The following is a 22,789-nucleotide window of genomic DNA, read 5'->3' on the forward strand; positions in this document are numbered from 1 at the left end:
GCCCGGGGCTCCGAACCCCGACGCGAGCACGGCACCCTCAGGGCGCCCGCCCCATCGCAGCGCTGCCATGCATGGCCGCGCTGTGGACGGGTTCGCTCGCCCGCAGGGGCGGTCGGCCTGGTCCACGCCACCGATCAACCGACCGCCCGCCATGGGCGACAAGGAGCCCGTCATGCCTACGATCGTCGTTTTCAGCCACCTGCGCTGGGACTTCGTGTTCCAGCGGCCGCAGCATCTGCTGTCACGTCTGGCACACCACTACCCGGTCCTGTTCGTCGAGGAACCGGTGTTCGACGATGGCGCACCGTTCATGGAGCGGTCCAGTCCGGCCCCGAACGTGACCGTGTGCCGCGCCCACACCCCCATCCAGGCCAACGGCTTCCACGACGAGCAGTTGCGGCTGCTGCAGCCGATGGTCGCGCACCTGGCACCACCGGGAGAGGAAGTCGTCGCATGGTTCTACACGCCGATGGCGCTGCCGCTTCTGCAATCGCTGCGGCCCGCTCTCGTCGTGTACGACTGCATGGATGAACTGGCCGCGTTCAGGAATCCACCCAAGCAATTGCTGCAGCGTGAAAGCGCGCTGCTCTCCATCGCCGACCTCGTGTTCGCCGGCGGCCCCAGCCTGTACGAGGCGAAGCGCCACCGCCACCCGAACGTCCATTGTTTCTCGTCAAGCGTCGACGTCGTGCATTTCCAGCAGGCGCTGGACCGCTCGCGCGCGCATCCGCAGCAGGATGCCATCCCGCATCCGCGCCTCGGCTTCTACGGCGTGCTGGACGAGCGCTTCGATCCGGACCTCGTGGATGCCGTCGCGGCCAGCCATCCCGAGTGGCAGGTCGTGCTGGCCGGACCGGTCGTCAAGATCGACCCGGAGCGCCTGCCGCGCCGGTCCAACATCCACTACCTGGGCCAGCAGCCGTACGGCGCGCTGCCCGACCTGCTGGCCGGCTGGGACGTGTGCCTGATGCCGTTCGCCATCAACGAGGCGACGAAATACATCAGCCCGACCAAGGTGCTCGAATACATGGCGGCCCAGCTGCCGATCGTCAGCACGCCGATCGCGGACGTGGCCAACCCGTACGGCCACGTGGTCGCCATCGCGTCTACCGCCGACGAGTTCATCGCCGCGTGCGAAGCGGCCCTGGCGCAGACCCCGGAACAGCGTCGCCGCATGGTCGATGCGATGCGGGCCGTCGTGTCCGCCACGTCGTGGGACAACACGACCGCGCGCATGCGCGAGCTGATCGACACGGCGCCGCCGCACACGGACCGGCGCGCCACACCACGCGGCCTCGACGGCGCGGACGATGCGGCCGCCGCGTCGTTGCGTAGCGACGCCCGGCGCGGCTCGAAAGTGAATCCGTTGCGCGCGCACGAGCCGCACGTGGGCACGATCGTCATCGGCGGCGGGCCGACGGGCCTGTCGGCCGCGTACCACCTCGATGCCGATACGCTGCTGCTGGACCGTAACGAGACCGTCGGCGGCTGGTGCCGCTCCATCGAGGACAACGGCTTCACGTTCGACCACGCCGGGCACATCATGTTTTCCAACGACCCGTACGTCCTCAAGATGTATGAGGTGCTGCTGGGCGACAACGTGCACTGGCAGAACCGCGAGGCATGGGTCTACAGCAAGGGCGTGTACACCCGCTATCCGTTCCAGGGCGCGCTGTACGGCCTGCCGCCTAAGGTCATCACCGAATGCATCATGGGCGCCATCGAAGCCCGCTACGAAAGCGCGGAGGCGAAGACGGCGGCCGCGCAAGCCGTCGACGATTGCTGCGCCGACGGCACGACGGACGTGTGCAACACCGATCGCGCCGTGAAGGGCGAGGTGAAGAATTTCGAGCAATTCATTTACAAGGTCTGGGGCAAGGGCATCGCGAAACACTTCGCGATCCCGTACAACCGCAAGATCTGGACGGTGCCGCTGGCCGAGATGGAAACGTCCTGGCTCGGCGGCCGCGTGCCGCTGCCGAACCTCGAGGAAATCATCCAGGGCGCGCTGGAGCCGTCGCCGAAGCCGCTGGGCCCGAACGCCCGCTTCGGCTATCCGCTGAAGGGCGGCTTCCAGGCGCTGATGAACGGCTTCCTGCCTCACATCAAGGGCAAGATCGAACTGAATGCCGACGTCGTGCAGGTGCTGCCGCGCGAGCACATCGTCGCGCTGCGCGACGGCCGCCGCTTCCGCTACGACGACCTGATCTCCACGATGCCGCTGCCGGAACTCGTGAAGGCCATCGGCGACGAGGCGCCGGCCGCCGTGAAGGCCGCCGCGAAAGGCCTGCGCCACGTGTCGATCCGCTGCGTGAACATCGGCATCGACCGCGTCGCCACGGACAAGCACTGGATCTACTATCCGGAAGACACGATCTTCCACCGCATCTTCGTGCAGGGCAATGCGAGCCCCGGCTGCAATCCGTCCGGCGGCTTCGGCTTCACATGCGAGATCTCGTACTCGCCATACAAGCCGTTGCCCGTCGACGGCGACGCGCTGATCGCGCGTGCCATCGACGATTGCCGCAAGGTGGGCATGATCCTGGACGGCGATACGATCCTCGCCGCGCACCAGGTCGACATGCCGTACGCCTATGTGCTGTACGACCACGAGCGCGCACGCAACGTCGAGACGTGCAAGGCCTGGCTGAAGCAGTTCGACATCACGCTCGTCGGCCGTTACAGCGAGTGGGAGTACTACAACTCCGACCACGCGCTGCTGGCCGGCAAGCGCGGTGCGGACATCGTGCGCGCGAAGCGCACGCGCGCGCAACAGGTCGGAGCGGAGTAGGGCGGGCTCAGTGCTGGATCATGCCGCCCGCCAGGCTGACGCGGTCGCCGGTGCGGAAGTCCGGCGTCGTCTGCTGCGTCACGATCTGTGTGCTGCCGTCGTCCATGCGCAGCGTGACGCGATAGATGCGGTCGGCAGAACTACCGGTGGCGCCGCCCGTGCTGCTCCCCATCGCAGCGCTGGCGCCCGCATTGCCTTCGGTGGCGGAACTGCTGGAGCGGGGCATGACTTCGATGGAAGCGACGGTGGCGTTGGGACTCATGGGCGTCGTGCTGGCGCCCTGGTTCTGCATCATGCCGGTGCTGCCCGACGCGCTCGCGCTGTCGTAACCGCTCGAGCTGCCCGCGGTGCCCGAATTGCCGGACGACCCGGAACTGCCGGTGCCGCCACCCCAGCTGCGGGAGCCGGCCGATCCGGTGCCGCCGCCGGTGCCCGCCATGCCGCCGCTGTTCGCCGTCCCGGTGGCCGTGCCGCTGCTGCCCGTTTCGCCGGCGCTGCCGCTGCTGCCGCTGCTGCCGGTGCCGCCGCGCCAGGCACTGCACGCGGACAGCCCGACCGCGAGCGCCAGCAAGCCCGCCAGGCAAATGCTCTGGTGTTTTTGCTTCATGATCAACTCCTTCTGATGGGATGGTAGGTGAGTGACGATGCCGCGTGCCACTTGGGTAAGAGGCCTGTTCGGTATCGGCGTTCAACTGCGTCCCGTTGAGCATGAGCCACGTCAAACTCCTGACGATTTGTGCGGTGTGGCGCCGCGGCGTTCAGCGCGTCGCGTCGACGGTCGTGCGCGACGCCAGCCGGGCCAGCACGGTGCTGGTGACGGCGGCTGCGGCGACGTCGACGGCCCAGTCGCGCACGTCGGCGCCGCGGTAGGGGAAGAAGCTCTGGATGAACTCGTCGCAAGCGCCCATCACGGCGACGGCCAGCACGGCCTTGCCCGCGCGCGCCAGCGGGCTGCCCGCGCTGCCGACGAACCACAGCGCAGCGAGCACGGCATAGGCGATCGAGTGCAGCACCGGTCCCGGCGCATAGGTGCCGATGTCGGCCCGTGCGCCGGGGATGTTCCCGGTCGTGATGATGGTCAGGTACATCAAGGTGGCGGCCGCGAGGCACAGCACGCGTGCGCGCGGGCTGCGCAGCAGAGAAAACAGGTACGTCGTCATGGTCGGCGAAGCGGAAAAAGGCTCACCTTACCATGTGTGTCGTGTCCTTGCACCCGCCGGCCGGTGTGGCGGGCGGGGCGTCATGGACGGCCGGCGTCAGATCGTGAGGGCCGGTGCGCCGTCCGGGTAGTGGGCGTCGAAGCAGCTGGCGCAGTCGGCGCAGAACAGGTGGGCCATGCGGACGGCCGACTGGCGCAGGACCAGTTTCAGGTGGCCGCTCTGGCATTTGGGGCAGATTTCGCGGACGGTGCCGAAGGTCATGACTTGAAGGGGTTGGCCTTCATCGTCGAGATGGTCGATCACCATGCGCGGGTTGAGCTCGCTGAGAACCAGGCAATCATCCGGTTCCGCGTGGCGCCGCCGGCCTGGATGCGGTTGTTGCTCGGGGGGCGACCTCGTCTCAGGTACAGGTAAAGTCATTGGACTGGCTCCATTCCGTGGTGGATAGTCTCGTCCCCACGCGACTGTGACATCGCGAGGTGCAAGTTTCATCATAGCGGAATCTGAAGATGGTTCAAGCACAACAACAAAGAATTGTGCGGTGCGTGGCAGACGCGACAATAAGAATACGGAACAAAAAAATGCCCGCCTTGTGACAGACGGGCACAACCCAAGATCGGGCCAAGAGACGCAGAATCCGGTGCGGTGTGCCGCTCGCGACACACCTTCTGCGATCACGCATATCGGTTGCGTGTATGCAGATGGACCTAGTATAGGGACACAATGTGACTTGACCATGACACAAATCAAAGGTCCGTCATTGTTATGGGAACGTTTGCAGATGGGATGGGTCCATCGAGGCAAAAAAAAGCCCGCTGGTTGAGCGGGCTTCAAACTATTTTCTTGGAGGAGAATAGTGGAGACAGGTGCCATTATGTTGCGGCGCGATATATACGTCCAATGATGAATTTCAATACCTGTCATCACCTGCGCTGATAATGGTTGAGCTGACCTTCAATCCTTGACGGGCACGGTGTAGTTCAGCGCCATGCGGCCGCCGTCCGCGTACAAGGTCTGGCCCGTGATGTACGACGCGTCGTCGCTGGCGAGGAAGGCGGCGATGCCGGCGATCTCCTCCGGCTCGCCGCAGCGGCCCAGCGGCGTGCGCGACAGGATCTTGTGGCGCGCTTCCGGGCCGGCCAGCACGGCCTGCTTAGCGAGTTCCGTCAGGATCGTGCCCGGGCCGATCGCGTTCACGCGGATGCCGTACTGGGCCAGGCTGATCGAGGCCACGCGCGTGAGCTGGTTCACGCCGCCCTTGGACACGACGTACGGCACTTGGTTCGGAATCGCGAGCTCCGCGTTCACGCTCGACATATTGATGATGCAGCCGCCCCGTTGCGTGTCCTGGCGCTTCACCATCTCGCGGGCGACGGCCTGGCTGCACAGGAACATCGACTTCAGGTTGATGCGCAGGACGCGGTCGAAATCGTCCTCGTCCAGGTCGAGGAAATCGGCGGCATGCGTCACGCCGGCGTTGTTGACGAGGATGTCGATGCGGCCGAACGCGGCCAGCGTGGCCGCCACCAGCGCATCGACGTCGGCCTTCATGCTCACGTCGGCCTGGACGAAGCGAGCGGCATCGCCCAGCGCCGACGCGGCCGCCGCGCCGTCCGGCCGCACGTCGGTGAGCATCACGCGCGCGCCCTCGCGCACGAGGCGTTCCGCACACGCGAGCCCGATGCCCTGCGCGGCTCCGGTGACGATGGCGACTTTGTCGGTGAGTTTCATGGTGTCCTCGCTGCTGCAATGAAAAGAAAAGGCCGCCATTGTAGCGGCCCGTCGTTCACAGCATCACCGGCTGGTCCGGCAATTCATTGGGCCGCGCGCCGCCCGACGGGAAATGGCTGCGCAGCAGCTGGTTCACCTGGGCGATGGCGCCCAGCGTGGCCGCGCGGAATTCACCGCGGGCGAAGCCGCGCGTCATCGTGTCGCACACGGCCTGCCACGTGGCGGGGGCTATCCTCCGGTCGATGCCGCGGTCGGCAATGATATCGACCTTGCGGTCAGCGAGGTTAACGTAGATCAGGACGCCGCAATTGTCTTCGGTGTCCCAGATGCCGTAGTCGGCGAACAGGGCGATGGCGCGCTGGCGGTTCGTCACGCCGGCCCAGGCCAGCGACAGGGGCAGGCCCTTCTCGACGATCAGCCGGACCTCGCCGCGATGCGTCTGCTCGCCGGCCGTGATGGCTTCCGTGATCGCGGTCAGGGCATCCTGCGGAAACGCGCGCTCCGCTTCGTTACGGGTGCTGAACAGGTGGCGCAGCGTGCGCCGCAGGCGGCTCGGTTCGTCCATCACCAGTCTCCCGAGGCGCCGCCGCCATCGAAGCTGCCGCCTCCGCCGCCGGAGAACCCGCCACCGCCGCCATCCGAGAAGCCGCCGGAAAAGCCGCCGCCGCGCCAACGGTCGTCGTCGTGCTGGTGGGCCGCGTTGGCCAGGATGTTGCCGAGGATGAAGCCGGTGGCGCCGCTGCCCCAGCCGCCGGTGCCCGGATAGCCCGGCTGCATCAGGCGCGTGCGGCGCGGACGGAAGATCGAGCGGACGAGGGCGATGCCGACGATCAGCATGAAGATAGTGACGACGACGCCGGGACCGCCCTCGTCATCCTGCGCGGCCGGTGCCTGCGTTTGCGCCTGCGGCGCGGGAAATTTTTCCTGGTTGAGCAAGGTGGCGATGGCGCCGACACCGGCGACAAGACCGCCGTACCAGTCCTGCTGGCGGAAGTGCGGGGCGATCGTGTCTTCCAGGATGCGTTTCGACTGCGCATCCGTGAGCACGCCCTGCACGCCACGGCCCGCCTCGATGCGCAGGCGCCGCAGCGCCTTCGGATTGTCCTTCGCGACGATCAGGAGCACGCCGTCGTCGACGCCCTTGCGGCCCAGCTTCCACGCGTCCGCCACGCGGATGCCGTATTGCTCGATGGCTTCCGGCTCCGTCGACGACACGAGCAGCACGGCGATCTGGCTGCCCGTCTTTGCCTCGTAGTCGGCCAGCACGCCTTCCAGTTTCTGGCGCTGGTCCGGCGTCAGCATGCCGATCTCGTCGGTGACGCGCGCACGGAGCGCCGGCACCGGTTTGAATTGTCCCTGCGCATGCGCCGAGCAAGCCAGCAGCAAGGTCAGCATGAAGGCCCACAGCACGCGCGGCAGAGTGGTCATGGCATGGCCTTATTTGCCGAAGTTGACGGTCGGCGCCGTCGAGATGGCTTTCTCGTTCTCGACCGTGAACGACGGCTTGGCCTGGTAGCCGAACATCATCGCCGTCAGGTTGGTCGGGAAGCTGCGCACCGTGATGTTGTAGTCCTGGACGGCCGCGATATAGCGCTGGCGGGCGACCGTGATGCGGTTCTCCGTGCCCTCGAGCTGCGATTGCAGGTCGCGGAAGCTGGCGTCGGCCTTCAGCTGCGGATAGTTTTCCGACACGGCCATCAGGCGCGACAGCGCGCTCGACAGCTCACCCTGCACCTGCTGGAATTTCTGGAAGGCTTCCGGATTGTTCAGCACTTCCGGCGTGATCTGGAAGCTGGTCGCGGCCGCGCGCGCCCGCGTGACGGCTTCCAGCGTATCCTTTTCGTGCGTCGCATAGCCCTTGACCGTGTTCACCAGGTTCGGAATCAGGTCGGCCCGGCGCTGGTACTGGTTGACGACCTCCGCCCAGGCGGCTTTCGTGGCCTCGTCCTTGGCCTGGAACTGGTTGTAGCCGCAGCCCGACAGCAGCGTGGCGGCCAGCACGGCGGCCAGCAGCAAGCCGACATAACGCGTGAACAAGGATGGTTTCATCTGGCGATCCGTAACAAGTTGTCGAATAGCCAAAATATACCTGAAATGACATGGTATTGGCGATACGGCCCGGGCAGGGCGCTACAATAGCGGGTTTGCAATCAGATCAGAGAGGCCGCCATGAACTTCATCGACAAACTCAACGCCGCCTGGGTCCGCAACGATTCCCTGCTGTGCGTGGGGCTCGACCCGGACACGGCCCGCTTCCCCGCGCACCTGCAGGGACGCCCGGACGGCATCGTGGAGTTCTGCAAGGCCATCATCGACGCGACGGCCGACCTCGCCTGCGCCTTCAAACCGCAGATCGCCTATTTCGCCGCCCTCGGCGCGGAAGACCAGCTGGAAGCGATCTGCCGCTACCTGCGTGACAAATACCCGCACATCCCGCTCGTGCTGGACGCCAAGCGCGGCGACATCGGCGCCACCGCCCACCAGTACGCCCGCGAAGCGTTCGACCGCTACGGCGCCGACGCCGTCACCGTCAACCCGTACATGGGGTTCGATTCCGTCGAGCCGTACATGGAGTGGAAAGACCGCGGCGTGATCGTGCTGTGCCGTACGTCCAACGCGGGCGGCTCCGACCTGCAATTCCTGGACGTGGACGGGCAGCCGCTGTACCAGCACGTGGCCCGCCTCGTCGCGGAAAAGTGGAATAAAAACGGCCAGTGCGCCCTCGTCGTGGGCGCGACGTTCCCGGAAGAACTCGCGCAGGTGCGCGCCATCGTGGGCGACATGCCGCTGCTCGTGCCGGGCATCGGCGCGCAGGGCGGCGACATCGAGGCGACGGTCAACTCGGGCCGCACGGCGTCCGGCACGGGCATGATGATCAATTCCTCGCGCGCCATCCTCTACGCGCAGCCGCAAGCCGGCGAGGACTTCGCCGCGGCCGCGCGCCGCGTGGCACGCGAGACGCGGGACGCGATCAACCGCTACCGCGGCTGAGTAGCACTGCGCTGCCGGGCCGACGCCAGATAGCGCAGCCCGACCGCCAGCGCCGCGACGCCGGACGCGGCGGCGACCCCCAGCGCCCAGCGCGGGCCGGCGTGGTCCGCCACCCAGCCGACGATGGGCGCCCCGATCGGCGTCGTACCCAGTGCAATGCCGAGCCGCAAGGCCATCACGCGGCCGCGCATCGCGGGTTCGGTGGACAGCTGGATCAGGCTGTTCGACGTGTTCGTGAACGTGAGGCCCGCGACGCCCGTCAGCGCCAATGCCGCCGCAAACCAGAAATACCCCGGTGACACGGCCGCCAGCGCGCAGCCGACGCCGAACACGCCGGCCCCCACGACGAGGGTGCTGAACTGCGTGCGTTCGCGGCTCGCGGCGAGCAGGGCGCCGACCACGCTCCCGACGGCCATCGTCGACGACAGCAGGCTGTACCCGCGCGCATCCGTATGGAACACGGACACGGCCATCGTGCCGATGAAGATCGGGAAGTTCAGGCCGAACGTGGCGATCAGGAACAGCATGACCAGCAGTGCGATCAGGTCCGGCCGCCGCGCGACGTAGCGCAGCCCGTTCAGCATCCCGCGCCCGCCCGCGCTGCCATGCGCGCGGGGATGCGGGTGCAGCTCGTCCTTGCGCAGCCACGCCAGCGAGCACAGCACGGCCACGTACGACAGCCCGTTGACGAGGAACGCCCACCCGGTGCCGACGCCGGCGATCAACAGGCCGGCGGCGGCGGGGCCGACCATCCTCGCGGCGTTGAACGACGTCGAATTGAGTGCGACCGCGTTGGGCAGCTCGGCATCGTCGACGAGCTGCGCGACGAACGTCTGGCGCACGGGCGCATCGAACGCGGCCGCGCAGCCGAACAGGAAGGCGAACACGTACACATGCCACAGCACGACGACGCCGGCGATCGTCATGACGCCCAGCGCCAGCGCGAGCAGGCCCATCGCGGCCTGCGTGACCATCATGAGCTTGCGCTGGTCGACGTGGTCGGCGACCCAGCCGGTCCAGGGCAGCAGCAGAAGTTGCGGACCGAATTGCAGGGCCATCACGGTGCCGACGGCCGATGCGTTATGGTGCGTCAGCTCGGTGAGCACGAGCCAGTCCTGTGCCGTGCGCTGCATCCAGGTGCCGACGTTGGAGACCAGGCAACCGGCGGCCCAGAGACGGTAGTTGTAGCTTCTGAGGGAACGGAATGCGCCGGGCATCTGAAGGGAAGTGGTGGGAAAACGATACCCGTTTTGCGCTTCTCGTAGGGTGGGCTCTCCGAGCCCACGCGTGACGTGTGCGGTTTGTTGGCGTTGCGCGTGGGCGGAGGGCCGCCCACCCTACGTGACCGCGACGGGCATACGTCAGTACCGGCTCGGTGCGATCATCTCCGCGTAATCATACAGCGCGCCCAGGATTTCCTCGGCACGCTCATCCGCCGTCTCGGACAGCGCGTCGATCTCCGCGAACAGCTGGTCGATCGTGCGCGCGCCGCCGGCGCCGTCGAACAGGCGCGCGGCGCGGTGGTCTTCCCACGTCTGCTGCTCTTCCTCGGCCAGCGTGTGCGGGAAGTTGCGGGCGCGGTAGCGGAACAGCAGGTGCGACAGGCGCTCGTCCTCGAACGACGGGCGCAGCGCCGCCAGCTTCGGCGGCGTTTCCGTCCGCAAGGACTCCAACCGGCGGCGGTCGCCGTTCGACACGAAGCCGCCGTACAGGTCTTCGTCGACGTCGACGGCAGCGGGATTCGCCTCGCGCTGGAACACCTTCTGCCACACGGCCGCCATGTCGGGCCCGCTTGCTGCCACGCGCGCGTGCGCGAGGCATTGTTCGACGTCGAGTTCCCACCGTGCCGCCATCTGCGTGCTCAGCGTTTTCAGGTTACCGACCAGCATGGGCGACTTGTTCAGGTGCACGCTCTTGATCGGCAGGCGCGTCATCCCGTCCGGCATCTCGGCGGCGCGCGTGAACAGGCGCTGGCGGATCGTCTCGACGTTCAGGTTGAACAGTTCGGACGGATCGTGGCGGCAATCCCATACGAGCACTTCGTTCTTGTTCGTCGGGTGCGTGGCGAGCGGCCACACCATCGAGAGGCAGCCGCGCTCGGCCGGGAACATGCCCGACACGTGCAGGAACGGCTGGCGCAGCGCGCGGTCGAGGTGCAGGCCCATCTGTTCCGCGACCTTGTCCTTGCGGCGCAGCTCGAGGCAGTAGTCGAACAGTTTCGGTTGCTTGCTGCGCAGCAGGCGCGCCAGCGCGATGGTGGCGCGCACGTCGGACAGCGCATCGTGCGCGGCGTCGTGCACGAGGCCGTTGTCGCGCGTGAGGTGCTCGAGCTTGAAGCTGGGGCGGCCGTCGTCGTGGCGGGGCCACGTGATGCCGTCCGGACGGAGCGCGTAGGCCATGCGCACGACGTCGAGCATGTCCCAGCGGCCGCAGCCGTTCTGCCATTCGCGCGCATACGGGTCCATGAGGTTGCGCCACAGCAGGAAGCGCGTGACTTCGTCGTCGAAGCGGATCGTGTTGTAGCCGACGCCGATCGTGCCCGGCTCGGAAAACGCGGCGCAGATGGTGGCCGCGAATTCGTGCTCGGGCACGCCGTGCTCCAGGCAGTGCTGCGGCGTGATGCCGGTGATCAGGCACGCTTGCGGATCGGGCAGGTAGTCGGGCGCCGGCTGGCAATACAGCATGATCGGTTCGCCGATCTCGTTGAGGTCGGCATCCGTGCGGATCGCGGCGAACTGCGCGGGACGATCGCGCCGCGGTTCCGCGCCGAACGTTTCGTAATCGTGCCAGAGGAAGGTGTGGTTGCTCATTGTGATGCCGGACGGCGCTGATCAGTGACGACGTGCCATTCTAACTTGCATGATTCGCATGGCCTAGCACCGGCTCAATCCGGCGTGCGGAACCAAATGCGGGGTTCAGGTACCGATCCGGTCGCGGCCCGCTTCCTTGGCGCGGTACAGCGCCGCGTCGGCCGCCTCGATGAGGCCCCGTTCGTCCTGGCCGGCGACCAAGGTGGCGACGCCGAACGAGCCGGTAATGTGCGGCAGCCGCAGGCGCATGTCGTCGAACACGATGGTCTCGCGCATGCGCGCGCACAGGCGCTCCGCCACCACGACGGCCTGGGCCTGCGGCGTGGCCGGCAGGATCGCCATCATCTCCTCGCCGCCGTAGCGCACGGCGAAATCGGTGGGGCGCAGTCCCGCGCGGATCACGCCGGCGGCAGCAACCAGGGCAGCATCGCCCGCCATGTGGCCGTGCGTGTCGTTGAAGCGCTTGAAGTGGTCGAGGTCGATCATCACGAGCGACAGCGGACCGTTTTCCTGGCGCGCACGGGCGACGAGCTTTGGCAGCGCGTCGTTCAGCCAGGCGCGGTTGTACAGGCCCGTGAGGGCGTCGTTGAGCGACAGCTGGCGGTAGAACTCGCCCAGTTTCTGGCGGCGGCGCAGGCGCGCGTTCGTCGCGCGGATGCGGAACGACAGCAGCCGCAGCAGGTTGCGCGCCACGCCGTTGTGGCTCTCGATCAGTTGCCACACGAGGTCGGGCTCGATCACCAGGAGTTCGCTGTCTTCCAGCGCGACGATGGCGTCCAGGTTGGCGGCATCGTCCAGCACGGATTGCTCGCCCACGCTTTCGCCGGGCAGGATGCGGTCGACATTGCCTTCGCCCAGCGCGGCCTCCACGGCGAGGCTGCCCGCGAGCAGGATGTACAGGCGGGCGCGCAGGCCGTCCTCGAGCGCCTCGCCGCGCGGCAGCCGCACGAGCCGGCACGCGGCGAGCGCCTGCGCGACGGCGGGGCCGTCGGCGTCGCGGAAGAGCTGCAGGTCGCGGATGCTGTACGAGGACGCACCGAATGTGCCGGACACAATCATGGAATGTAAAACTTCTGGGCAACAACTTATATTGACAGCCTCGCATGATACCTGAACGAAACACCAAGGCGACGCTTGGCGCCGATAAACAACAGTGTTTCAATGGCGACATGACTACCGCTATCGATCCGATCCTGACCGACGCGCTCGGCACACGGCACGCGCCCGCGCCCGATGCGCGCATCGTGTGCCTCGTCCCGTCGATCACCGAACTGCTGTGCGACCTCGGCCTGGCCGGCAAGCTCGTCGGCCGCACCGGCTTCTGCGTCCATCCGCGCGACGTCGTCGCGGCCATCCCCAAGGTCGGGGGCACGAAGGACGTCAACGTCGAGAAGATCCGCCGGCTCGCGCCCACGCACGTCGTCGTCAACATGGACGAAAACGAAAAGCCGACCGTCGACAAGCTCGCGGCATTCGTGCCGCACGTCGTCGTCACGCACCCGAACGCGCCGCGCGACAACGTGCATCTGGCGCGGCTGATGGGCGGCATCTTCGGCGCGGAAGATGCCGCCGCGCGCTGGTGCGCCGACTTCGAGGCCGAGTACGCGGCCTTGCGCGCGCTGCCGCCCGCACCCGCGCGCACGGTGCTGTACTGCATCTGGCAGGATCCGTGGATGACGGTATCGGACGGGACGTACATCGCCGCGATGCTGTCCGAGCTGGGCTGGCACGTGCCGGACCTGGGCCCGGACCGCTATCCGCGCTTTGCGTGGTCGCAGGACCTCGTCGCCGGCCTCGACGCCGTGCTGCTGTCGACGGAGCCCTACCGCTTCACGGAGGCGCATGCGGACGCGCTGGAACGGCAGCTGGGGATTCCCGTGCTGCTCGTCGATGGCGAGATGATGTCGTGGTACGGCAGCCGGGCGCTGGCCGGGCTGCGCTATCTGCGCACGGTGCGCGCGATGGTCGAAGGGACGGGCTGAAGCGCAGGCCCGGCGCGGCGCCGGGCCGAAGGGGCGATCAGGAATCGCTCGTGAGGTCCTTGTCGGACAGGGCGTCGACGGGCAGCGGTTCGCGCTTGTTCTTGTCGTTCAGGCGGCCGATGGCGCTGTCCAGGGCGCGCTTGAGCTTGGTGACGGCGCCCGCGATCGACTGCGCCAGGTTATCCCCATGCGCGTGCACGACGACGGGCGCATAGCCGGATACGAGCGCTTCCATCATGCAGTAGTTGCTGCCGTCCTCGTGCTTTTCCTTGTTTTCGTTCGAGAGGTGGACGTCGACGCGGCGCACGTGGTCGCCGAACCGGGCAATCGCTTCCTCGACCTGCGTGCGGACGCGCTCGTCGAGGCCCTGGTGGCGCTGGATGGTGTTGTCGGTGTTGACATTAACTTCCATAAACTCCTCCAAAAGTGAACACATTTGCATCGATGTTACCCGCTCCGCGGAAAAGCGGGCGTTCCGCACGCCTTCAGGTGTTGATGAGGCTGGCCGCGATGTTCACCGACAGGCCGAGGATGATCAGGTTGAAGAAGAACGCGAGCACGCAATGGCCCAGCACCAGCTTGCGCATCGCGCGCGTCTTGATCGTCACGTCCGACGTCTGGACGGCGACGGACAGCGTGAACGAGAAGTACAGGAAGTCCCAGTAGTTCGGCTGCGTGTGCTTGTCGGGGAATTCCAGCGGCAGCGTGTGCTTGTCGGCCGTGTAGTAGATATGCGCGTAGTGCAAGCAGTACATGACGCCAACCAGCAGCCACGAGCCGATCACGGTCAGCGCCGTGAACCCGTAGTGCAGCGCCTTCACGTGCTCCGACGCTTCCTTCATGTTCGCGAGCTCCGTCACGATGGCGTACACGGACAGGATCGCGCCGACGATGACGGCGCCCAGCACCGCGCCGCCCCGTTCGTCCTGCCGCTCCGCGATGGCGCGCACGCGGCTGTGATCGGCGCGGAACATCGTCCACGTCATCGTCAGCAGGTACGGCCACACGCCGCTGTTCCAGCCGATCAGCGAGCGGCGCACGTCGCTGTAATGGCCCGGGACGAGAATGCCGACGACGACGCCCAGCAGCGAGGCGCCGAGCAGGTAAGGACGGCTGCGGATGAAGCGCACGAGGAAGCCGGGCTCCTTCGGCGGGCGCGCGTCGTGCCGGAAGGGCTTGTCCATCATCCTGCCTTTGCCGTCGCGGCGGCCGGGTCGGTGTCGTGGTGCGGGAAGCGGTCCATGCGCGACAGCACGGGGAACAGCTTCATCCACGTGCCCGTGACGACCAGAGTGGCGACGCCGCCGAACACGATCGCGCGCACGAGGCCGAGCCAGCTCGCGGTGAGGCCGGACTCGAACTCACCCAGTTCGTTGGAGGCGCCGATGAACACGGCGTTCACGGCGCTGACGCGGCCGCGGATCTCGTCCGGCGTCTCGTACTGGACGAGGAGGTGGCGGATGTACACGCTGATCATGTCGCCGGCGCCCAGCAGGAACAGGGCGACGAGGGCGACGTGGAAGCTCGTCGTCAGGCCCATCGTCACGGTGGCCGCGCCGAACAGGGCGACGCCGCCGAACATCCACGCGCCGACCTTGCGCGTGATGGGCCAGAACGCCAGCGCGATCGAGCAGATCGTGGCGCCCGCGCCGGGGGCCGTGCGCAGCAGGCCGAGGCTCGTCGGGCCGGCCTGCAGCACGTCGTGCGCGTACGCGGGCAGCAGGGCGGTGGCGCCGCCGAACAGCACGGCGAACAGGTCGAGCGAGATGGCGCCCAGCACGATCGGCCGCGACCACACGAAGCGCAGGCCCTCGAGCAGCGTGTGCCAGCTGACGGGCGCCTTGTTGCGCGCCTGCGGTGCGCTCTTCGTGCCGGCCATCAGCAGCACGGCCACGACCAGCAGGGTGCTCGACACGGCATACACGACGTTCGGCCCGAACACGTACAGCAGGCCGCCCAGCACGGGGCCGGCGATGACGGACACCTGGAACGTGGACGAACTCAATGCCACGGCCTGCGAGAAGTCCTGCGTGGACACGAGGTTGCGCAGCACGGCCTGCGAAGCGGGCTGCATGAAGGCGCGCGCGCTGCCGAACAGCACGAGCACGGCATAGACGGGCCACACGGTCGTGCTGCCGGACAGCGTGAACGCGGCGAGCAGCAGGCTGCACAGCAACTGCGTGCTCATGCACGCGAGGATGATCTTGCGGCGGTTGTGCGTGTCGGCCACGTGGCCCGCCCACAGGATCAGCAGAAGGAACGGCGCGAACTGGGCGAGGCCGATGAGGCCGAGGTCGAACAGGCTGTGGGTGATCTGGTAGACCTGCCAGCCGATGGCCACGCTCTGCATCTGGACGGCGAGCGTGCCGAGGAAGCGCGAGGACAGGTAGAACGAAACGTTACGGTTGCGCAGGACCGCGAGGCGGCCTGTCGGGGAAAACACGGACATAGGTTGAAGTGAGGATAAGGCAGGAATGCCAACCTCCATTGTGCCCGATGTTCAAGGGCGCCGCTCATTACGTAGGGTGGACGGGTCTCCCGTCCACGCGTTCAACGGACATCGGCACGGACGCGACGCATTGAATTGCGCGTATCACCGCGTGGACGGCAAGCCGTCCACCCTACCGACATGGCGTGCTTACTTCTTGACGAAGCGGACCGCGAACTTGTCGTCCGGTGCGCCGTTCATCTCGAAGAACGGCTTCTCGCGCGGGTCGGACGGGGCGCGCAGGTAGTCGCTCTTGGCGTCGACCTTGAAGCCGGCCTTCGTCACCTCGTCGACGACCGTGTCCTCGTCGATGCGGTGCAGCGTCTTGGTGGCGGTGAGGCCCGCGCCCTTCTTGGCCGCGTTGTCGACGATGACCAGATGGCCGCCCGGCTTCAGCGCGTCGTACAGGCGCTTGTTCATCGCGGCGCGGTCGGTCGGGGTGTTCGCGATGTCGTGGTACGACATGTTGATCGTGATGAGGTCCAGCGGCGGCGTGCCTTTCGGGACCGGGTCATTGAAGTCCGCCACGACGGCGTGCAGGTTCGGCAAGGTGGACTGACCAAGGCGCTGTTCCAGCTTCGGATTCGCCTTGGGATTCTGGGCCCAGACTTCGCCCTTGCTGCCGACGGCGGCCGCCAGCAGCGTGGCGGTGGCGCCACCGCCCGACGCGACGTCGAGCGCCTTCATGCCCGGCTTCACTTCTGCGAACGACAGGAATTCGCCCGTCTTGCGGTGTTCGTCGGCCTTGCGGTCTTCGTCGCTGCGCAGCGGGCTGGCGAGGACGGATTGCCACTTGTTGCCGGCCGGGTCGGCCGCATGGGCGGGGAGGACGCCCGCCAGCAGGGCGGCGGACATGGCGAGCAGGACAGGGGCACGGCGTAGCGTCTTATGCATGGTGTTGACCCTTTCTTGTTTGGGAACCGGCCGGTGCGGCCGGGGCAAACGGGAACATACCGCAAATCCTTGTCGAGATATACAGGAATCGAATCTGCATATCGTGCGTGCCCGGAGGACCGTCAGGGCTGGGCCAGGTCGGCTTCCGTCGTGAAGGCGTCGGCGTAGAACTCGTCGGCCGGCAGGCCGCAGCGGTCCACGTAGTCGCGTCGCGCGGAGTCGACCATGATCGGCGCGCCGCACGCATACACCTGGTGGTTCGACAGGTCGGGAACGTCCTGCATGACGGCCGCGTGGACGAAGCCCGTACGTCCGGTCCAGGCGTCTTCCGGCAGCGCGTCCGAGATGACGGGCACGTACGTGAAATCCGGCAGCTCGCGCGCCCATTGCTCGCACAGGTCGTGCATGTACAGGTCCTGCGGGCGGCGTCCGCCCCAGTACAGCGACACGGGGCGCTCGGACTTCAGGTGGATCATGTGCTCGACGAGCGCCTTGACGGGCGCGAAGCCGGTGCCCGACGCCAGCAGCACGATCGGCTTGCTGGACTCCTCGCGCAGGAAGAACGTGCCCAGCGGACCTTCGAACCGCAGGATGTCGCGCTCCTTCATCGTCGAGAAGACGTGGTCGGTGAACACGCCGCCCGGCAGATGGCGGATGTGCAGTTCGATGGGGCCGCCCAGCGACGGCGCGCTCGCGATGCTGTAGGCGCGGCGCTTGCCGTCCTTGAGCATGAATTCGATGTACTGGCCGGCGCGGTAGGCGAGGGCTTCGTTGGCTGGCAGCTGCAAGGTGATGATGGCCACGTCCGGCGCGGCGCGGCGGATGGCGATGACGCGCGTGGGCATCTTGCGGATGGGGTATTCGCTGCTGCCGCCCACTTCGCGCGCTTCGATCACGAGATCGCCTTCGGGCACGGCGCAGCACATCAGCGCAAAGCCCTGCAGTTTTTCCTGCTCGGACAGGGCGCGCGCCTGATGTGGCTTGTGGTGGATCGTCCCTTCGACGACCTTGCCCTTGCAGGAACCGCAGGCGCCGTTCTTGCAGCCGTAGGGCAGGCCGATGCCGGAGCGGATCGCGGCCGCGAGCACGGTTTCGTCGGCGTCGCAGTCGTAGTGATGGCCGCTGGGCTGGACAGTGATCTGAAACGTCATACAATCCTCGGAATGAATACAAAAAACAAAATCGGGTTCAACAAGCCGCGCCTGCTGATCGTGGGCTGCGGCGATGTCGGCATGCGCCTGCTGCCGCTGGTGCGTGAGCGTTTTCGCGTGTTTGCCGTGACGAGCCAGCCGGCGCGCTGCGCGGCACTGCGCGCCGCGGGCGCGGTGCCCGTCGTGGCCGACCTCGACCGGCCCGCAACGCTGAAGCGCCTGGCCGGCCTGGCGCAGCGGGTCGTGCACCTGGCGCCCCCGCCGCCGGACGGTGCGCTCGATGTGCGCACGCGCAATTTGACCGCCATTCTACCCGACGGCGCAGGGGTCGTTTATGTCAGCACCACGGGCGTCTACGGCGACCGCGGCGGTGCGGCGACGCCCGAAACGACGCCCGTCGCGCCGCGCAACGCGAGGGCGCGCCGGCGCGTCGACGCGGAACGCGTGCTGCGCGCCTGGGCCGTGGCGAGCGGCGGCAAGGTGGCGATCCTGCGCGCGCCCGGCATCTATGCGGCGGACCGCCTGCCCATCGAGCGCCTGCAGCGGGGCACACCCGCGCTCGCGCGCGAGGACGACGTCTACACGAACCACATCCACGCGGACGACCTCGCCCGCCTGTGCGCGCTGGCGCTGTTCCGCGCGCGGCCGGGGCGCGTCTACAACGCGTCGGACGACAGCCGCCTCAAGATGGGCGATTATTTCGACGTCGTGGCGGATGCCTTCGGCCTGCCCCGGCCACCGCGGCTGGCGCGGGCCGACCTGGAACAGGCCGTGTCGCCGATGCTGCTGTCCTTCATGTCGGAATCGCGCCAGCTGGACAATCGCCGCCTCGTGACGGAATTGCGGGCGCGCCTGCTGCACCCGCGCGTGGAAGAGACGGTCGCGGCACTGGCCCGCGCGACGTCCGCAACGTCTGCATAAGGGCGGCTTAAGCATTTCGCAACAGGGCCATGTATCATTCGGGGTCGCCGTAGAGTGACCATCATATAAAGAATCAATTTCCCGAAACTGGCTCATGCCGAAGGACGACCTATGCCCATCAGAAGGATCCCGGAGGGCGCCGAGTATGACCCGAACCGGGTGCTCGATGCCATCATCAACAAGCTCAGGCTGAAGAACGACGCCGCGCTGTCGCGCGTGCTGGAAGTGGCGCCGCCCGTCATCAGCAAGATCCGCCACAACACGCTGCCGATCGGCGCCACGCTGCTGCTGCGCATGCACGAGGTGTCCGACTACAGCATCCGCGAGCTGCGCGCGCTGATGCTCAGGGCCGAGGGCGCGCTGTCCAGCCCGATCTGATCCCACGAAAAAAATCCGCCCAGGTGGGCGGATCAGGCCGGCGCCGCCCCATGAGGGAGTCGACGGCGCCGGGACAAGCTGCCGGACGTGGCCGGCCCGTTGCCTCAGGCTGCGCTGACCGACGGACGCGGACCGGCGCAGAATGCGACGTTCATGCTCGGACGCGGTCCGGCGCAGAACGCGGTGTCGGTGCCCTTTGCGGCGGTCTTGACCGATGGACGCGGGCCAGCGCAGAAGGCGACATCGGAACTCGGACGCGGTCCGGCGCAGAACGCGGTGTCCGTGCCCTTTGCGGCGGTCTTGATCGACGGGCGTGGACCGGCGCAGAAGGCGACGTCGGAGCTCGGACGCGGTCCGGCGCAGAACGCGGTGTCGGTGCCCTTTGCGGCGGTCTTCACCGACGGACGCGGACCGGCACAGAAGGCGACATCGGAACTCGGGCGCGGGCCTGCGCAGAACGCAGTGTCGGTGCCCTTTGCGGCGGCATTGACCGACGGGCGCGGACCGGCGCAGAAGGCGACATCGGAACTCGGGCGCGGACCTGCGCAGAACGCAGTGTCGGTGCCCTTTGCGGCGGCATTGACCGACGGACGCGGACCGGCGCAGAAGGCGACATCGGAACTCGGGCGCGGGCCTGCGCAGAACGCAGTGTCGGTGCCCTTTGCGGCGGCATTGACCGACGGACGCGGACCGGCGCAGAAGGCGACATCGGAACTCGGGCGCGGGCCGGCGCAGAACGCGACGTCCGAACTCGGACGCGGACCGGCGCAGAATGCAGTGGCTACGCCGTCCGATGCCGCTTCGGCCGCGGCGACCGTGCCCGGGTAGGCGTCGCCGAACGTGGCTTCGTACAGTTCGCGCATGCGGTCGCCGCTGTCGAGGCGGAACTGCTGGTCGTCTTCGTCGCCCATGCCGACATACGGGTAGTGGTGCAGGAAGTAGCCGAAGGCTTTTTCGCAGTCGGCGGCGTATTTCATCGTGTCGAGGATGTGGTAATGCCAGAACGTGTCGACGTCGACCAACGGTGCCGTGTCCTCGTCCGGATACATTTTCATCAAGCACAGGAAACGACGGTATTCCTTTTCGACGGCATTGGTTTTTTCCAGGCTCCAGCCTTCGCCGGAGGGGCCGTGCATCAGCTTCGTCTTGATCGGTTCCAGGTCGAGTTGCATCACGGAGTTGAACAGGTCGTTTGCGTTCATAGTCATCCTCATATGTTTGGTTAAAGTACTGCTATCCCTGGTGTTGGTTTGTGCGGTGGATTGGCTGCGGGCGAACAACATTTCCGTGGAGCGCACGATGACATTCGGCAAATCCTTGGTGGATTCGCGGATTTGTCTTACACGTGCTCAATGTAGACGAGGCAATCGAGGGTCTTATTGATATTTATCAAAGAAACAACATTTATTGCTTAGCCCGCTAGGCGATACCAAATCGGCATAGTAGGCCGCATCCGCGAGGGATAAATAGAGCATCAGGCTTGATAGAGATCAAATAACTGACGAGCTTGATCCGCGTTCCATCAGGTCGAGCACCGGCTGTTCCGGGCCGCCGATGACAGGTGCGGACACGGTCACCGTCGTGCCTCCGTCCGGCTCGCTGAACACGGCGCAGGTGCCGCCCAGGATCACGATGCGCTCTTCGATGCCGACGAGGCCGAACGATCCATATTTGTTGCGCCCGCCCGGCGGGAGGCCGCAACCGTTGTCGCGCACCGTCAGCGACAGCCAGCCGCCGTTCAGGCGCAACTCCACCTTCACGCGCGTCGCGTTCGCGTGCCGCACGATGTTCGTCAGCGACTCCTGCAGGATGCGGAAGAACGCCGTCGCGCAGTGGTCGGGCAGGGCGATCTCGCCGTGGTCGTCCTGGATGTCGCACTGGATGCCCGTGCGGCGCTGGAACTGGTTGACCTGCCACTCGACCGCCGCCGACAGGCCCAGGTCGAGCACCGTCGGACGCAGGTCGTTGATGATCTGGCGCACGCTCTTGATCGTCGTGTCGATCTGCAGCAGCGTGGCGCGGGCGCGCTTGTGCAGGTGGCTGTGCGTGCCTTGCGTGCGTCCGGCCAGCAGTTCGGCCTCGATGCGCAGCGCGAGCAGGCTCTGGCCGAGGTCGTCGTGGATCTCGCGCGCGATGCGCTTGCGCTCCATTTCCTTGATCTGGTAGGCGTGGTCGGCCAGGCGCCTGAGCTTCTGGTGCGACAGCTGCAACTTGCTCTGGCTTTCGCGCAGTTCGCTCGTCATCTCCTGCGCGAGCGCGAGGGCGGCGCGGCGCGACGACGTCAGCGTGTGCAGCAGCGCGTACAGCAGGATCGAGCCGAGGAAGCCGAACCCCATCATCAGCTTCGGATAATACGTGTCGAATTCCGTGTACAGCGACGCCTTGCGGACGCTGTAGACGGTCTTCCACGGACGGCCGTTGAAGTTCAGCGGCAGCGTCGTCGTGAAGACGTCGTCGCCGCTGTCGAGCGCCGGCGTCGGGTCCGCGTGCGTGCCCCGGCTGTCGAACAGCGCCTGCGGGTGACCGGACGCATCGTGCCCGTTCACGTCCACGCCGGAGCCGATGTCGTACAGCGTCATGCGCAGGCCGGAAATCGGGATCTCGTCGATGACGCCGTGCAGCAGCTTCGGCATATTGAAGGCGATGCCGAGCGAGCCCACGTAGGCTGCGCGGCGCTCTTCCACCGTGTCGAGCGGCATGCCGAAGTGGTACACCGGCGTGCGCATCCCCAGGTAGATGTTGTTCGGCGTGGACAGCGCGGGGATCGGCGTGCCGGCGGCGTACAGCGTGCCGTTGTCGCGCGCATCCATCAGCTGCTTGCTGAAGTAGCGATTCGTCAACAAGTCGATGCCGTACAGCGCGGGCTTGTCCGGATCGGGTTCGAAATAGGCGATCGGCAAATAGTCCTTGCGGATGCCCGGCGGGGAGATGTCGAGTTGCGCATCGCTGCCGAGGTGGCGCCGCATTTCCTCGCGCAGGTCGTCCATGAACGCGGCCCGGTCGGCTTCCGTGACGTAGGCGGCGAAATTCATGCTGTCGATGGCCGGATAATTGCGCGGCAATTCCAACCCGCGCACGTATTCGTGGAAGCGGCGGTGCGTCATGATGTCCGAGCTTTGCAGCATGCTGCCTGCCGCACGGAGGAGGTCCGTGTACGACTTGAGCCGGACGCTGATGACGCTTTGCGCGTGCTTCGCGTGATTGACGAACCGCGCCTCGGCGTCGCCTTCGATCGAATGGGCCGTGACCATGTACAAGAGGCTGCCGACGAGCGACGACAGCAGGGCGCCGGCCCAGAACGAGAACCGGGTGACCGAAAATGCGTCTCTCAGTGTCGTCGCCATGAGTGCGTTTTCCAAGGGTGTGTTGCGGCAGCGCCGTTATGCATTGTTAATTTGTTGAAATTACTTGGCTTGGGTGCCTGACGGACCTAGCAGTTCGAAGAGTTGTTCCTACAGCCGAAAGAATGGCTTTGCGCTGCTTCAAGACATG

22 protein-coding genes are annotated in these 22,789 nt (G+C 66.7%); 5 read left to right on the forward strand and 17 right to left on the reverse strand.

Features of this window, described 5'->3' with window-relative positions:
* Positions 1-172: 172 nt before the first annotated feature.
* Entirely contained in the window at positions 173-2,791 is a 2,619-nt protein-coding gene (locus tag NX784_RS19590) for an NAD(P)-binding protein (RefSeq protein ID WP_258818375.1), read from the forward strand.
* A gap of 7 nt (positions 2,792-2,798) precedes the next feature.
* Here NX784_RS19590 and NX784_RS19595 read toward each other — a convergent pair whose 3' ends face one another.
* The 7 genes from NX784_RS19595 to NX784_RS19625 form a co-directional block, all read right to left on the reverse strand.
* Entirely contained in the window at positions 2,799-3,398 is a 600-nt protein-coding gene (locus NX784_RS19595) for a hypothetical protein (RefSeq protein ID WP_258818376.1), read from the reverse strand.
* 151 nt (positions 3,399-3,549) lie between these two features.
* Complete coding sequence (locus NX784_RS19600) at positions 3,550-3,951, reverse strand: VanZ family protein (RefSeq protein WP_258818377.1); 402 nt, start codon at positions 3,949-3,951, stop codon at positions 3,550-3,552.
* Positions 3,952-4,047: 96 nt separating this feature from the next.
* The gene (locus NX784_RS19605) at positions 4,048-4,257 is read right to left on the reverse strand and encodes a hypothetical protein (protein ID WP_258818378.1); all 210 of its coding nucleotides are present in this window, start codon (positions 4,255-4,257) and stop codon (positions 4,048-4,050) included.
* A gap of 648 nt (positions 4,258-4,905) precedes the next feature.
* Positions 4,906-5,682, reverse strand: coding sequence for an SDR family NAD(P)-dependent oxidoreductase (locus NX784_RS19610; RefSeq protein WP_258818379.1), 777 nt, complete (start codon positions 5,680-5,682; stop codon positions 4,906-4,908).
* Between the two features lie 55 nt (positions 5,683-5,737).
* Positions 5,738-6,247 carry a TPM domain-containing protein gene (locus tag NX784_RS19615; protein WP_258818380.1) on the reverse strand — a complete coding sequence of 170 codons (510 nt, stop codon included), beginning with the start codon at positions 6,245-6,247 and terminating at the stop codon, positions 5,738-5,740.
* Complete coding sequence (locus tag NX784_RS19620; RefSeq protein ID WP_258818381.1) at positions 6,247-7,110, reverse strand: TPM domain-containing protein; 864 nt, start codon at positions 7,108-7,110, stop codon at positions 6,247-6,249. Before NX784_RS19620 ends, NX784_RS19615 begins: the two co-directional genes overlap by 1 nt.
* Positions 7,111-7,119: 9 nt before the next feature.
* On the reverse strand, positions 7,120-7,731 hold the full coding sequence (locus NX784_RS19625) for a LemA family protein (protein ID WP_258818382.1): 612 nt from the start codon (positions 7,729-7,731) through the stop codon (positions 7,120-7,122).
* Between the two features lie 120 nt (positions 7,732-7,851).
* Here NX784_RS19625 and pyrF point away from each other — a divergent pair, with 120 nt between their 5' ends.
* Complete coding sequence (gene pyrF / locus NX784_RS19630; protein WP_258818383.1) at positions 7,852-8,673, forward strand: orotidine-5'-phosphate decarboxylase; 822 nt, start codon at positions 7,852-7,854, stop codon at positions 8,671-8,673.
* Here the strand turns inward: pyrF and NX784_RS19635 are convergent.
* The 3 genes from NX784_RS19635 to NX784_RS19645 form a co-directional block, all read right to left on the reverse strand.
* A complete protein-coding gene (locus tag NX784_RS19635; protein ID WP_258818384.1) occupies positions 8,661-9,890 on the reverse strand; it encodes an MFS transporter in 1,230 nt (409 codons plus the stop codon). The genes pyrF and NX784_RS19635 overlap by 13 nt on opposite strands.
* A 144-nt stretch (positions 9,891-10,034) precedes the next feature.
* A complete protein-coding gene (gene sbcB / locus NX784_RS19640) occupies positions 10,035-11,483 on the reverse strand; it encodes an exodeoxyribonuclease I (protein ID WP_258818385.1) in 1,449 nt (482 codons plus the stop codon).
* A 105-nt stretch (positions 11,484-11,588) separates the two neighbouring features.
* Positions 11,589-12,542 (reverse strand): GGDEF domain-containing protein, encoded by a 954-nt coding sequence (locus tag NX784_RS19645; protein WP_258818386.1) that lies wholly within the window; start codon positions 12,540-12,542, stop codon positions 11,589-11,591.
* A gap of 110 nt (positions 12,543-12,652) precedes the next feature.
* Here NX784_RS19645 and NX784_RS19650 point away from each other — a divergent pair, with 110 nt between their 5' ends.
* Entirely contained in the window at positions 12,653-13,465 is an 813-nt protein-coding gene (locus NX784_RS19650) for a helical backbone metal receptor (RefSeq protein ID WP_258818387.1), read from the forward strand.
* A 37-nt stretch (positions 13,466-13,502) separates the two neighbouring features.
* Here NX784_RS19650 and NX784_RS19655 read toward each other — a convergent pair whose 3' ends face one another.
* From NX784_RS19655 to NX784_RS19675, 5 genes are all read right to left on the reverse strand, one after another.
* On the reverse strand, positions 13,503-13,877 hold the full coding sequence (locus NX784_RS19655; RefSeq protein ID WP_258818388.1) for an HPF/RaiA family ribosome-associated protein: 375 nt from the start codon (positions 13,875-13,877) through the stop codon (positions 13,503-13,505).
* Positions 13,878-13,950: 73 nt separating this feature from the next.
* The gene (locus tag NX784_RS19660; RefSeq protein WP_258818389.1) at positions 13,951-14,649 is read right to left on the reverse strand and encodes a DUF1345 domain-containing protein; all 699 of its coding nucleotides are present in this window, start codon (positions 14,647-14,649) and stop codon (positions 13,951-13,953) included.
* The gene (locus tag NX784_RS19665; protein WP_258818390.1) at positions 14,649-15,914 is read right to left on the reverse strand and encodes an MFS transporter; all 1,266 of its coding nucleotides are present in this window, start codon (positions 15,912-15,914) and stop codon (positions 14,649-14,651) included. Before NX784_RS19665 ends, NX784_RS19660 begins: the two co-directional genes overlap by 1 nt.
* A 189-nt stretch (positions 15,915-16,103) precedes the next feature.
* Complete coding sequence (locus NX784_RS19670; RefSeq protein WP_258818391.1) at positions 16,104-16,847, reverse strand: methyltransferase domain-containing protein; 744 nt, start codon at positions 16,845-16,847, stop codon at positions 16,104-16,106.
* A 122-nt stretch (positions 16,848-16,969) separates the two neighbouring features.
* Positions 16,970-17,998, reverse strand: a complete 1,029-nt coding sequence (locus NX784_RS19675) for a CDP-6-deoxy-delta-3,4-glucoseen reductase (protein ID WP_258818392.1) — start codon at positions 17,996-17,998, stop codon at positions 16,970-16,972.
* A 12-nt stretch (positions 17,999-18,010) separates the two neighbouring features.
* Between NX784_RS19675 and NX784_RS19680 the strand changes: the two genes are divergently transcribed.
* Both NX784_RS19680 and NX784_RS19685 read left to right on the forward strand, forming a co-directional pair.
* The gene (locus NX784_RS19680; protein WP_258818393.1) at positions 18,011-18,919 is read left to right on the forward strand and encodes an NAD-dependent epimerase/dehydratase family protein; all 909 of its coding nucleotides are present in this window, start codon (positions 18,011-18,013) and stop codon (positions 18,917-18,919) included.
* 111 nt (positions 18,920-19,030) lie between these two features.
* Entirely contained in the window at positions 19,031-19,297 is a 267-nt protein-coding gene (locus NX784_RS19685) for a hypothetical protein (protein ID WP_258818394.1), read from the forward strand.
* Between the two features lie 104 nt (positions 19,298-19,401).
* Here NX784_RS19685 and NX784_RS19690 read toward each other — a convergent pair whose 3' ends face one another.
* A complete protein-coding gene (locus tag NX784_RS19690; RefSeq protein WP_258818395.1) occupies positions 19,402-20,595 on the reverse strand; it encodes a UCP032817 domain-containing protein in 1,194 nt (397 codons plus the stop codon).
* 192 nt (positions 20,596-20,787) lie between these two features.
* Complete coding sequence (locus NX784_RS19695) at positions 20,788-22,641, reverse strand: sensor histidine kinase (protein WP_258818396.1); 1,854 nt, start codon at positions 22,639-22,641, stop codon at positions 20,788-20,790.
* Between the last annotated feature and the right edge of the window lie 148 nt (positions 22,642-22,789).

Source organism: Massilia pinisoli (genome assembly GCF_024753285.1).
Taxonomy (GTDB): Bacteria; Pseudomonadota; Gammaproteobacteria; order Burkholderiales; family Burkholderiaceae_D; genus Telluria; species Telluria pinisoli.

Excerpts from the sequence above, each read along its gene's own strand:
- NX784_RS19590 (WP_258818375.1), top strand. The coding sequence starts at position 173 with ATGCCTACGATCGTCGTTTTCAGCCACCTGCGCTGGGACTTCGTGTTC.
- NX784_RS19595 (WP_258818376.1), bottom strand. The coding sequence starts at position 3,398 with ATGAAGCAAAAACACCAGAGCATTTGCCTGGCGGGCTTGCTGGCGCTC.
- NX784_RS19600 (WP_258818377.1), bottom strand. The coding sequence starts at position 3,951 with ATGACGACGTACCTGTTTTCTCTGCTGCGCAGCCCGCGCGCACGCGTG.
- NX784_RS19605 (WP_258818378.1), bottom strand. The coding sequence starts at position 4,257 with ATGGTGATCGACCATCTCGACGATGAAGGCCAACCCCTTCAAGTCATG.
- NX784_RS19610 (WP_258818379.1), bottom strand. The coding sequence starts at position 5,682 with ATGAAACTCACCGACAAAGTCGCCATCGTCACCGGAGCCGCGCAGGGC.
- NX784_RS19615 (WP_258818380.1), bottom strand. The coding sequence starts at position 6,247 with ATGGACGAACCGAGCCGCCTGCGGCGCACGCTGCGCCACCTGTTCAGC.
- NX784_RS19620 (WP_258818381.1), bottom strand. The coding sequence starts at position 7,110 with ATGACCACTCTGCCGCGCGTGCTGTGGGCCTTCATGCTGACCTTGCTG.
- NX784_RS19625 (WP_258818382.1), bottom strand. The coding sequence starts at position 7,731 with ATGAAACCATCCTTGTTCACGCGTTATGTCGGCTTGCTGCTGGCCGCC.
- pyrF (WP_258818383.1), top strand. The coding sequence starts at position 7,852 with ATGAACTTCATCGACAAACTCAACGCCGCCTGGGTCCGCAACGATTCC.
- NX784_RS19635 (WP_258818384.1), bottom strand. The coding sequence starts at position 9,890 with ATGCCCGGCGCATTCCGTTCCCTCAGAAGCTACAACTACCGTCTCTGG.
- sbcB (WP_258818385.1), bottom strand. The coding sequence starts at position 11,483 with ATGAGCAACCACACCTTCCTCTGGCACGATTACGAAACGTTCGGCGCG.
- NX784_RS19645 (WP_258818386.1), bottom strand. The coding sequence starts at position 12,542 with ATGATTGTGTCCGGCACATTCGGTGCGTCCTCGTACAGCATCCGCGAC.
- NX784_RS19650 (WP_258818387.1), top strand. The coding sequence starts at position 12,653 with ATGACTACCGCTATCGATCCGATCCTGACCGACGCGCTCGGCACACGG.
- NX784_RS19655 (WP_258818388.1), bottom strand. The coding sequence starts at position 13,877 with ATGGAAGTTAATGTCAACACCGACAACACCATCCAGCGCCACCAGGGC.
- NX784_RS19660 (WP_258818389.1), bottom strand. The coding sequence starts at position 14,649 with ATGGACAAGCCCTTCCGGCACGACGCGCGCCCGCCGAAGGAGCCCGGC.
- NX784_RS19665 (WP_258818390.1), bottom strand. The coding sequence starts at position 15,914 with ATGTCCGTGTTTTCCCCGACAGGCCGCCTCGCGGTCCTGCGCAACCGT.
- NX784_RS19670 (WP_258818391.1), bottom strand. The coding sequence starts at position 16,847 with ATGCATAAGACGCTACGCCGTGCCCCTGTCCTGCTCGCCATGTCCGCC.
- NX784_RS19675 (WP_258818392.1), bottom strand. The coding sequence starts at position 17,998 with ATGACGTTTCAGATCACTGTCCAGCCCAGCGGCCATCACTACGACTGC.
- NX784_RS19680 (WP_258818393.1), top strand. The coding sequence starts at position 18,011 with ATGAATACAAAAAACAAAATCGGGTTCAACAAGCCGCGCCTGCTGATC.
- NX784_RS19685 (WP_258818394.1), top strand. The coding sequence starts at position 19,031 with ATGCCCATCAGAAGGATCCCGGAGGGCGCCGAGTATGACCCGAACCGG.
- NX784_RS19695 (WP_258818396.1), bottom strand. The coding sequence starts at position 22,641 with ATGGCGACGACACTGAGAGACGCATTTTCGGTCACCCGGTTCTCGTTC.